Here is a 10,295-nt window from a genome sequence, read left to right on the forward strand (position 1 = left end):
CAAATTTAACTAGGAGGCTTTCTTATGTCATTAAAACAAAAAGTAGAAATGGGAGTTATCACCGCTTCACTTGGCTTATCCCTTACATTCGGCGGTGTATTCGCCTATTTCAGTGATTCAGAAACATCAAGTAACTCATTTCAAGCTGGAACACTAGATCTTTCTATTAATCCAAGTGTAATCGTTAATGTGAAAGATTTAAAACCAGGTGATTTTATTGAAAGGAACTTCAAGCTTGAAAATAAAGGTACATTGGATATCGCAAAAGTAGCACTTGAAACATCATATGAAGTTACAGATGCAAAGCAAAATAATGACGGTGAAGATTTAGGTGATCACATTATCGTCAAGTTTCTAGTAAATGATGGACAGCCATCTAATCCAAACGATGATCATGAGATTGTGTGGGAAACAAAACTATCACAATTAAAAACTATGAAACCTGAAGATGTCGCTACGTCTCTAGAACGTCATAACTTAATAGATGGTATTAAATCTGGTGAAACAGATTACTTACACGTCCTCTTCTCATTTGAAGATAACGACCGAGATCAAAATAAATTTCAAGGTGATTCCCTGCAGCTAAACTGGACATTCCATACTGAGCAAACAGCTGGCGTGGAGAAATAATTTTTAAAAATATAAATTACCGGAGGCCTATAAATGAAAAAGAAAAATCGTTTTGTTACCGGAATTGTAACGGCTGGCGTTCTATTTTCAACTGCTATTCCGTTCAATGTACTTGCTGAAAGTCCTATTAACCAAATTGAATCTTCAAATGCTCATTCTATATTATCTAAGCTTTCTAAAGAACAACGCCTGGCATTACAAACGGTAGATGCCAACCCTGGTTTTACAATTTCACCAGATATTAATACGAGTAGTTCTGAGCCTGTAAATATCATCGTAGAATTTCAAACTGCTCCAGTAAAGATTAATGAATTAAAACAAAAAGAAAAAGGATTACAGTCTGCTCCTGAAAATATAAAAGCACGTATTGATCAAGAACATGAAGAATTCGAAAAAGGACTAAAACGTCTTTATCAATTCAGCCCATCAGTAAAATCAGGAAACTTCCAGTCTGTACAAATTAAACGTTCTTATAAGCATGCGATAAATGGTGTTGCGATGACATTACCAGCAAATACAGTAGAAGAATTGTTACGAATTGGCGTTGTAAAACGTATTTGGAAAGATTACGAAGTGAAATTAAATTTACCAAAACAAGCTGAGCAAAAAGCGCCTCAAAAACTAACAGATAGCATCCCGCAAATTGGAGTAGATAAGTTACATAGTGAGGGCATTACCGGAAAAGGAATTAAAGTTGGTGTATTAGATACAGGTATTGATTACAATCATCCTGACTTAAAAGACGTATATAAAGGCTATCGCGCGAAACCTGGTGAGGACTCTAGCAAAGTAGACCTAAACTCAGTAAAGGGTTGGGACTTTATTAATAATGATGCAGATCCAATGGAAACTACTTATTCAGAATGGCAACAATCTGGTGCTCCTGAATTTGATAACCGTGGTTCTTCCTTCTACACAGCCCACGGCACTCACGTAGCAGGTATCGTTTCTGCCCAAAAGAAGAACCAATCTGATTCAGCAGTAAAAGGTGTTGCACCTGACATTGAACTGTATAACTATCGTGTACTCGGTCCATACGGAAGTGGAGATAGTTCAGGTATTATCGCTGCAATTGATAAATCCATTTCTGACGGTATGAACGTTATTAACTTATCGTTAGGTGATGATAGCAACAATCCACTCGATCCAACATCTATCGCTGTTAATAATGCAATGCTTTCAGGCGTTGTTACAGTCGTTGCTGCTGGTAACTCTGGACCAAATCCATCAACACTCGGATCACCAGGTGCTTCACCATTTGCAATTACGGTTGGAGCAAGTGATAGCTCTATTTCCTTACCGAAACTATCAGGTCATGCTGGACAATTACAATTTCCTAACCTAATTCTATTCGGCAAAAACTTCACTGATAAAATAGAAGATTTCAAGGGACAAACTTTACCTATTGAATATGTAGGAATTGGTACGCCTGACGAGTTTAGTAAAAAAGATGTAAAAGGAAAAATCGCTCTCGTTGCACGCGGTACACTGTCATTTGATGAAAAAATTGCTAATGCAAAACAAGCAGGTGCAAAAGCCGTTATTATTTATAACAATGTGGATGGAGAAATTCCTTTCTACGTTGGCGAAAGTACAAAATACATTCCAGCATTCCGCCTAACGAAAGAAGAAGGTGAAAAACTAAAAGCTCAAATCGAACAAGGTAGCACCTCCTTAACTCTCGATGAAATTAATTACATTCAAACAGAAGGCGATCATCTTGCAGACTTTAGCTCACGCGGTCCTGTTACAGCAAATGATGATATTAAGCCTGATATTACAGCGCCTGGTGTCGCTATCCTTTCAACAGTTCCTGAATATATTAACGACCCGCAAGAGGGTGAAAACTACGCTGTTTCCTATGAGCGTATGCAAGGAACATCTATGGCTTCTCCTCATATCGCTGGCGTTGCTGCTCTAATTTTACAAGAACACCCAGACTACTCTCCGTTCGATGTAAAAGCGTCTCTTATGAACACAGCTAATGATTTAAAAGAAAAATATTCCGTATATGAAGTTGGAGCTGGGCGAGTAGATGCTTACAACGCCGTTCGTACAGAAACAAGCTTTAAAGTATTAGATACGACACAAACTGTTGTAAATGATGAAGTAATTGAAGTACCCGAAGAAACTGGATCTATTGCATTCGGTAAGTTTTATCAAAAAGACGGTGAAGCTCTTGAACAAAAACGAAATATAAAAGTAACTAATCATAATAAACAAGAGAAAAAAGAATTTAAAACAGAAATTTCTTATACACCAGCATCGTCTACTATTAACGATGCTGTCGCAAACGGTGTAAAAATCTCTGCTCCAGAAACAATTACTCTTGATGCTGGCAAAACAGGTGAAATTGAAGCAAAAATTAATGTTCCAGCCGGTGTGAAACAAGGCCGATATGAAGGGTACATTCATATTACGAACACAAAAAATAAAGAAGAAACATATCAAATCCCATTCTCTATTCGTGTATCAGAGCCTGGTATTGAAAATGCAATACTATCAAGAAAAGCAATTTCAACTGATACATCTAAATTCAATCCATACGGTGAATCGTATGTTCACGGAGCATTCCAATTAAACAGCGAACTTGAAACGTTAGATCTTATCGTAAAAGATTCCAAAACAAATAAAGCTCTTGGCTTCATTGGAACATTAAACACGAGTGGCCTAAAAACTGATGTGTATTACTACTTAGATTCATTCTTTAATGGAAAAGTGTATCCTTTTACAAATGATCCTGCAAAACCAATCGGTAATGAGAAAATCAACTTACCAGAAGGAGACTACACAATTGAGTTTGTCGGTTATGATAAGGCTGGGAAAGCACGTGTAAAAGGTGATTATGTTGTAATTGATAATACACCACCAGAAGTGAAATTAACTGGATTAAAACCTGGTATTTACGAGTTAAATGAAGAAAATTATACAGTAGAAGATGGCAAAAAAGCACTATGGATTAAAGGAAATGTATACGATTCAAACGTTGATTACTTAAAAGGAAAAGGATTAAACATTACGCAAGAAGCGAATGGCGTTATGTACTATGACTATTCTCCATACTTGCATAAGTTTTTACCGATTAATGCAAATGGCGACTTTAAAGTTGGCATTACACCTGACTCCTTCAGAACGGAAGGTCCAATGAACACAGGCGTATATATTTTCGATTATGCAACTGCAGGTCCTGACTATCCAAACGGTGTAAATAACTACTGGTTTATCCCGCAAGGTGCTCAATATGCAAAAACTAGTTACGATAAAAAAGAATTATATAAAAATGACGAGTTCACAGTAACACTAAACGCGAAACACGTAAAACAATTTGTTGCTGGGCAATTTAATGTAAACTTCCTAGAGAAGAACTTCAAATTTGCAAATGCGAAATTTAATCCTGCTTTTGAAAAGCTACTTTCCCAAAAAGGGGTAACCGCAAAAGTAAATGAACCGAAACTAGAGGCAGGCTCTGTTACAGTTGGCGGAGCTATCGATGACAAAAATTTTGCTGGATTAGATGGTGATTTCCCGTTCATTGATGTAACGTTCAAAGTAGAAAATGATGAGTTTTATGAAGCAAACGCTCAATTAGAATCACCAATTTTTGTTTACTGGAAACAAGGTGAATCAGAACCAAATAGAATGCGTGTACTTCAAGATCAAACATTCTCAGTTATGTCCTTAAACTCATTAGTAGAAGGAAATATTAAACCTGGTGCATTCTTAAATGAACGCGGATATTTAGATGAAAAGTTCGATTATACAAAGCTTGGCGTAAAAGTATATGCGACTGATTCTTACCGTCATAAGTTTGAAGGCTCACTAGATAAATACGGATACTTCAAACTAAATGGACTTCCAGTTAATAAACGCGACTATAACTTATATGTAGAGGTGCCAGGACATTTAACAAGCCGCCTAACAACGAAACTTGGTACTGAAAAAGACGGTAAGTTGCTTGGCCAATATTATTATGCAAGACCTGACGAAAACCTTGCCGGCGATGTAAATGGTGATAAAGTAATCGATATTAAAGATGCTGAAATTATTGCTAGCAACTATGGTAAAAAAGGACTAACTGTAAAAGACGGAGATCTTAATAAAGATGGTATTGTCGACGAAAAAGATATTCGCTTCGTTGAAAAGAACTTCTTGAAAAAAGGGCCAGATGCATCTAAATCACAAACACCTGTAGAAAAATCAAAAAGCGGTACACTGGCAGATATTTTAAAGAAATTAGGATTAACGCCTAAAAAATAATAAAGTGAAACTTTAATCAATTGAGGTTTTACTGCCCGGCAAATAGCGGAATAATAAAGAGCACTCTACGTAAAATAGAGTGCTCTTTTTCTATAAACGACCCTTATCCAGCAAAAGGGGTATATTGGGGATATACAAGGGAAACCGGAAAAGGAATTTATATTAAATTATATAAGTTCAGAGGTAAGAAGCAGTTTCCCACCCTGAACTATTTAGCAATTATTATAGTACTGGTGCCATTGTTTCTTTTAATACTTTTACAGAATGAGCGAACTTCGCTTTTTCATCTTCATTTAGCTCAAGTTCTACAATTTCACGTACACCTTCGCGGTTAATTACAGCTGGAACACCTACGTAAGCATCTTTCTCGCCGTATTGACCTTCAAGGTATGCAGATACAGTTAATACGCTGTTCTCGTTGTTTAAGATTGCTTTAGTTACACGAAGTAGTGACATACCGATTCCGTAGTAAGTTGCACCTTTACGCTCGATGATATGGTAAGCTGCATCACGTACGTTTTCGAAGATTTTGTCTAAGTCTTCTTGTTTGTACTGTTCGTTGTTAGCTAAGATTGTTTCTAATTTTTGTACACCGATAGTAGCGTGGCTCCATACTGGAAGTTCAGTGTCACCGTGTTCACCAACGATGTAAGCATGAACGTTACGTGGATCTACATCTAAGTAGTCACCTAACATGTAACGGAAACGAGCAGAGTCTAAAGTAGTACCAGAACCGATTACGCGCTCTTTCGGTAAACCAGATTCTTTCCAAGTTACGTAAGTTAAAATATCAACTGGGTTAGTTGCGATTAAGAAGATTCCATCGAATCCGCTATCCATAATGCCTCGAACGATTTGTTTAAAGATCTTTGTATTTTTCTCAACTAAGTCTAAACGAGTTTCACCTGGCTTTTGTGGTAACCCAGCAGTGATAACAACTAAATCTGCATCTTTACAATCTGCATAGCTACCGCTCCAAACTTTTGTTGGTGATGGAGAGAATGGTACCGCATGGCTTAAGTCCATTGCTTCCCCTTCTGCTTTTGCTTCATTAACATCTACTAATACGAATTCTTCAGCTACACCTTGGTTGATCATTGAGTAAGCGTAACTACAACCTACAGCTCCTGTTCCTACTAATACTACACGATTGATACCTTTTTTCATGGTAATTTCCCCTCTCTATTGTTCACATATATTTTTTTATGATTGTTTAAGTAATTAATTAAAATACTAATTTAATGTTGTTTAACTTCTTTACATTCATATTGTAGCACGTATTATTGTGAATTACTTCACAAATTATGACCTATTTGTGAACTTTTTCACATAGAGTGTAAAGTTATTGGAATAGGTGTGGAATCCATTTCAATGGAGGCGTTTTCTTTAGATTGTGAAAGGGATTTTCTTGTGGTTTTTGTCGGTAAGTGAAATTATACCGGCGATTTTTAGAATATATCGACCGTAACTCCAAATATATCAGCGATTATTAAAATTTATCGATCGTAACTCAAATTATATCAGCGATTTTTGCAATATATCGACTTACCGACAATACTGACAACATAAAAAAGCTGTCTTCAGTAGATCACAGCTATTGAGAGAAAGCAGCTTCTTCTATATATTATTTATTTTCCACAGTAGCTCCCAGATGCATTTTCATCGGTTTCTCCAAGTGTAGGAGGCTACAGCCATACAGCTGGGGTAAAAGTTCAAGTTGAAGTTAATTCCTTCATATTCATACAGGTCCAAATAATTAACATGATTGTATTTACGGCTCTCTATGTACCCAACTGCAACAGCGAATACTTCATATTTCTTCTATTGCATAAAAAAGCAGACTATCCAAAGTCCATTTTTATACAACAAAAAAGAGATAGCAGATTATGCTATCTCTTTTAGTATGACCCGTACGGGATTCGAACCCGTGTTACCGCCGTGAAAGGGCGGTGTCTTAACCACTTGACCAACGGGCCAGTTCTGGCAGAGAAGAAGGGATTCGAACCCTCGCACCGCGTTCGCGATCTACTCCCTTAGCAGGGGAGCCCCTTGAGCCACTTGGGTACTTCTCTATAAATATGGCTCCGCAGGTAGGACTCGAACCTACGACCGATCGGTTAACAGCCGATAGCTCTACCACTGAGCTACTGCGGAACAATTATGGTGGGCCTAAATGGACTCGAACCATCGACCTCACGCTTATCAGGCGTGCGCTCTAACCAGCTGAGCTATAGGCCCATAATTGAAAAGCGGGTGAAGAGAATCGAACTCTCGACCAGAGCTTGGAAGGCTCTTGTTTTACCACTAAACTACACCCGCATTAAATTGTAAATGGTGAGCCATGAAGGACTCGAACCTTCGACCCTCTGATTAAAAGTCAGATGCTCTACCAACTGAGCTAATGGCTCATTTTGAAAGTGGTGCCGACTAGAGGACTTGAACCCCCAACCTACTGATTACAAGTCAGTTGCTCTACCAATTGAGCTAAGTCGGCTTGCGTTTTCAAAATGGTGGCTCGGGACGGAATCGAACCGCCGACACGAGGATTTTCAGTCCTCTGCTCTACCGACTGAGCTACCGAGCCTTTATGTAAAAATGGCGGTCCCGACCGGGGTCGAACCGGCGATCTCCTGCGTGACAGGCAGGCATGTTAACCACTACACCACGGGACCATTTGGTTGCGGGGACAGGATTTGAACCTGCGACCTTCGGGTTATGAGCCCGACGAGCTACCGTGCTGCTCCACCCCGCGATGATAAAATATTTACTTTAGAAAAAATGGAGGAGGTAGAGGGATTCGAACCCCCGCGCGACTCTCGCCGCCTGTCGGTTTTCAAGACCGATCCCTTCAGCCGAACTTGGGTATACCTCCGAGATATATACGTCTAATGGTGGACCTTGTAGGACTCGAACCTACGACCGGACGGTTATGAGCCGTCTGCTCTAACCAGCTGAGCTAAAGGTCCTTTATGGTAGCGGCGGAGGGGATCGAACCCCCGACCTCACGGGTATGAACCGTACGCTCTAGCCAGCTGAGCTACACCGCCATAAATGATATTAATATAAGTGGAGCCTAGCGGGATCGAACCGCTGACCTCCTGCGTGCAAGGCAGGCGCTCTCCCAGCTGAGCTAAGGCCCCATGTTTTTTAGGAATATCGGGAAGACAGGATTTGAACCTGCGACCCCCTGGTCCCAAACCAGGTGCTCTACCAAGCTGAGCCACTTCCCGTTAATAAAAGCGCGCCCGAGAGGAGTCGAACCCCTAACCTCTTGATCCGTAGTCAAACGCTCTATCCAATTGAGCTACGGGCGCATATGGTGCCGAGGGCGGGGGTCGAACCCGCACGGTGGTCACCCACCGCAGGATTTTAAGTCCTGTGCGTCTGCCTGTTCCGCCACCCCGGCATGTCATATTGAAAATTGGAGCGGAAGACGGGATTCGAACCCGCGACCCCAACCTTGGCAAGGTTGTATTCTACCACTGAACTACTTCCGCAAGACATGTATGAGTTATTTAATTAAAAGTGCGGGTGAAGGGAGTCGAACCCCCACGCCAAAGGCGCCAGATCCTAAGTCTGGTGCGTCTGCCAATTCCGCCACACCCGCATATTAATTTATTTAAGAAAAATGGGGCGACTGATGGGAATCGAACCCACGAATGCCGGAGCCACAATCCGGTGCGTTAACCACTTCGCCACAACCGCCATGATTTCTGGTGCCGACTAGAGGACTTGAACCCCCAACCTACTGATTACAAGTCAGTTGCTCTACCAATTGAGCTAAGTCGGCTAAATGGTGGAGGATGACGGGATCGAACCGCCGACCCCCTGCTTGTAAGGCAGGTGCTCTCCCAGCTGAGCTAATCCTCCATTTGCCTGGCAACGTCCTACTCTCACAGGGACAAGGTCCCAACTACCATCGGCGCTAGAGAGCTTAACTTCCGTGTTCGGTATGGGAACGGGTGTGACCTCTCTGCCATCATTACCAGACTATATTCATTTAAGACAAGAATTATTGTAACTCATTTACTTTTGAAAGTCAACAAGTTTTTTATATTCTTTCAAAACTAGATAACATTGCTTCATATTATATGGTTAAGTCCTCGATCTATTAGTATTCGTCAGCTCCACATGTCACCATGCTTCCACCTCGAACCTATCAACCTGATCATCTTTCAGGGATCTTACTAGCTTACGCTATGGGAAATCTCATCTTGAGGGGGGCTTCATGCTTAGATGCTTTCAGCACTTATCCCTTCCGCACATAGCTACCCAGCTATGCCCTTGGCAGAACAACTGGTACACCAGCGGTGCGTCCATCCCGGTCCTCTCGTACTAAGGACAGCTCCTCTCAAATTTCCTACGCCCACGACGGATAGGGACCGAACTGTCTCACGACGTTCTGAACCCAGCTCGCGTACCGCTTTAATGGGCGAACAGCCCAACCCTTGGGACCGACTACAGCCCCAGGATGCGATGAGCCGACATCGAGGTGCCAAACCTCCCCGTCGATGTGGACTCTTGGGGGAGATAAGCCTGTTATCCCCGGGGTAGCTTTTATCCGTTGAGCGATGGCCCTTCCATGCGGAACCACCGGATCACTAAGCCCGACTTTCGTCCCTGCTCGACTTGTAGGTCTCGCAGTCAAGCTCCCTTATGCCTTTGCACTCTACGAATGATTTCCAACCATTCTGAGGGAACCTTTGGGCGCCTCCGTTACACTTTAGGAGGCGACCGCCCCAGTCAAACTGCCCACCTGACACTGTCTCCCGGGTCGATAAGACCCGTAGGTTAGAATTTCAATACAGTCAGGGCGGTATCCCACCAGCGCCTCCACCGAAGCTAGCGCTCCGGTTTCAATGGCTCCCGCCTATCCTGTACAAACTGTACCAAAATTCAATATCAGGCTACAGTAAAGCTCCACGGGGTCTTTCCGTCCTGTCGCGGGTAACCTGCATCTTCACAGGTACTATAATTTCACCGAGTCTCTGGTTGAGACAGTGCCCAAATCGTTACACCTTTCGTGCGGGTCGGAACTTACCCGACAAGGAATTTCGCTACCTTAGGACCGTTATAGTTACGGCCGCCGTTTACTGGGGCTTCAGTTCAGAGCTTCGCTTACGCTAACCCCTCTCCTTAACCTTCCAGCACCGGGCAGGTGTCACCCCCTATACTTCGCCTTACGGCTTCGCAGAGAGCTGTGTTTTTGCTAAACAGTCGCTTGGGCCTATTCACTGCGGCTTTCCGTTAAGAAAGCACCCCTTCTCCCGAAGTTACGGGGTCATTTTGCCGAGTTCCTTAACCAGAGTTCTCTCGCACACCTTAGGATTCTCTCCTCGCCTACCTGTGTCGGTTTGCGGTACAGGCACCTTTTATCTCGCTAGAAGCTTTTCTTGGCAGCGGGGAAT

The 10,295-nt window shown here is 41.9% G+C and carries 3 protein-coding genes, 22 tRNA genes and 2 rRNA genes (1 of these 27 running past the window's edge); 2 read left to right on the plus strand and 25 right to left on the minus strand.

The window, feature by feature from the left end; all coding sequences use genetic code 11:
• Window positions 1-24 precede the first annotated feature (24 nt).
• The gene (locus tag C3Y97_RS24635; protein WP_136363687.1) at window positions 25-630 is read left to right on the plus strand and encodes a CalY family protein; all 606 of its coding nucleotides are present in this window, start codon (window positions 25-27) and stop codon (window positions 628-630) included.
• 33 nt (window positions 631-663) lie between these two features.
• Window positions 664-4,887: a S8 family serine peptidase gene (locus C3Y97_RS24640; protein WP_065212164.1), complete on the plus strand. Its 4,224-nt coding sequence runs from the start codon at window positions 664-666 to the stop codon at window positions 4,885-4,887.
• Between the two features lie 222 nt (window positions 4,888-5,109).
• Here C3Y97_RS24640 and C3Y97_RS24650 read toward each other — a convergent pair whose 3' ends face one another.
• The 25 genes from C3Y97_RS24650 to C3Y97_RS24770 form a co-directional block, all read right to left on the minus strand.
• On the minus strand, window positions 5,110-6,054 hold the full coding sequence (locus tag C3Y97_RS24650; protein WP_000715338.1) for an L-lactate dehydrogenase: 945 nt from the start codon (window positions 6,052-6,054) through the stop codon (window positions 5,110-5,112).
• Window positions 6,055-6,791: 737 nt separating this feature from the next.
• Window positions 6,792-6,863 (minus strand) — tRNA-Glu (locus C3Y97_RS24655).
• A 5-nt stretch (window positions 6,864-6,868) separates the two neighbouring features.
• Window positions 6,869-6,959: transfer RNA gene (locus C3Y97_RS24660), tRNA-Ser, on the minus strand.
• A 7-nt stretch (window positions 6,960-6,966) separates the two neighbouring features.
• Window positions 6,967-7,041, minus strand: a tRNA-Asn gene (locus C3Y97_RS24665).
• Between the two features lie 7 nt (window positions 7,042-7,048).
• Window positions 7,049-7,125: transfer RNA gene (locus C3Y97_RS24670), tRNA-Ile, on the minus strand.
• Between the two features lie 10 nt (window positions 7,126-7,135).
• A tRNA-Gly gene (locus C3Y97_RS24675) sits at window positions 7,136-7,206 on the minus strand.
• Between the two features lie 13 nt (window positions 7,207-7,219).
• Window positions 7,220-7,295 (minus strand) — tRNA-Lys (locus C3Y97_RS24680).
• 10 nt (window positions 7,296-7,305) lie between these two features.
• Window positions 7,306-7,381 (minus strand) — tRNA-Thr (locus C3Y97_RS24685).
• Between the two features lie 14 nt (window positions 7,382-7,395).
• Window positions 7,396-7,471, minus strand: a tRNA-Phe gene (locus tag C3Y97_RS24690).
• A 12-nt stretch (window positions 7,472-7,483) separates the two neighbouring features.
• Window positions 7,484-7,559, minus strand: a tRNA-Asp gene (locus tag C3Y97_RS24695).
• A gap of 3 nt (window positions 7,560-7,562) precedes the next feature.
• Window positions 7,563-7,639, minus strand: a tRNA-Met gene (locus C3Y97_RS24700).
• A gap of 27 nt (window positions 7,640-7,666) precedes the next feature.
• A tRNA-Ser gene (locus C3Y97_RS24705) sits at window positions 7,667-7,759 on the minus strand.
• 17 nt (window positions 7,760-7,776) lie between these two features.
• Window positions 7,777-7,853, minus strand: a tRNA-Ile gene (locus tag C3Y97_RS24710).
• Between the two features lie 4 nt (window positions 7,854-7,857).
• Window positions 7,858-7,934, minus strand: a tRNA-Met gene (locus tag C3Y97_RS24715).
• A 20-nt stretch (window positions 7,935-7,954) separates the two neighbouring features.
• Window positions 7,955-8,027, minus strand: a tRNA-Ala gene (locus tag C3Y97_RS24720).
• A gap of 16 nt (window positions 8,028-8,043) precedes the next feature.
• A tRNA-Pro gene (locus tag C3Y97_RS24725) sits at window positions 8,044-8,117 on the minus strand.
• A gap of 10 nt (window positions 8,118-8,127) precedes the next feature.
• Window positions 8,128-8,201: transfer RNA gene (locus C3Y97_RS24730), tRNA-Arg, on the minus strand.
• A 3-nt stretch (window positions 8,202-8,204) separates the two neighbouring features.
• A tRNA-Leu gene (locus C3Y97_RS24735) sits at window positions 8,205-8,293 on the minus strand.
• Between the two features lie 16 nt (window positions 8,294-8,309).
• A tRNA-Gly gene (locus tag C3Y97_RS24740) sits at window positions 8,310-8,384 on the minus strand.
• Window positions 8,385-8,413: 29 nt separating this feature from the next.
• Window positions 8,414-8,494: transfer RNA gene (locus tag C3Y97_RS24745), tRNA-Leu, on the minus strand.
• A gap of 22 nt (window positions 8,495-8,516) precedes the next feature.
• A tRNA-His gene (locus tag C3Y97_RS24750) sits at window positions 8,517-8,592 on the minus strand.
• 9 nt (window positions 8,593-8,601) lie between these two features.
• Window positions 8,602-8,677: transfer RNA gene (locus C3Y97_RS24755), tRNA-Thr, on the minus strand.
• 4 nt (window positions 8,678-8,681) lie between these two features.
• Window positions 8,682-8,757: transfer RNA gene (locus C3Y97_RS24760), tRNA-Val, on the minus strand.
• A gap of 4 nt (window positions 8,758-8,761) precedes the next feature.
• A 5S ribosomal RNA gene (gene rrf, locus C3Y97_RS24765) occupies window positions 8,762-8,877 on the minus strand.
• Window positions 8,878-8,978: 101 nt separating this feature from the next.
• Window positions 8,979-10,295: ribosomal RNA gene (locus C3Y97_RS24770) — 23S ribosomal RNA — on the minus strand (it continues 1,605 nt past the right edge of the window).

Origin of the sequence: Bacillus sp. DU-106 (genome assembly GCF_004799705.1) — a bacterium.
Classification (GTDB): domain Bacteria; phylum Bacillota; class Bacilli; order Bacillales; family Bacillaceae_G; genus Bacillus_A; species Bacillus_A cereus.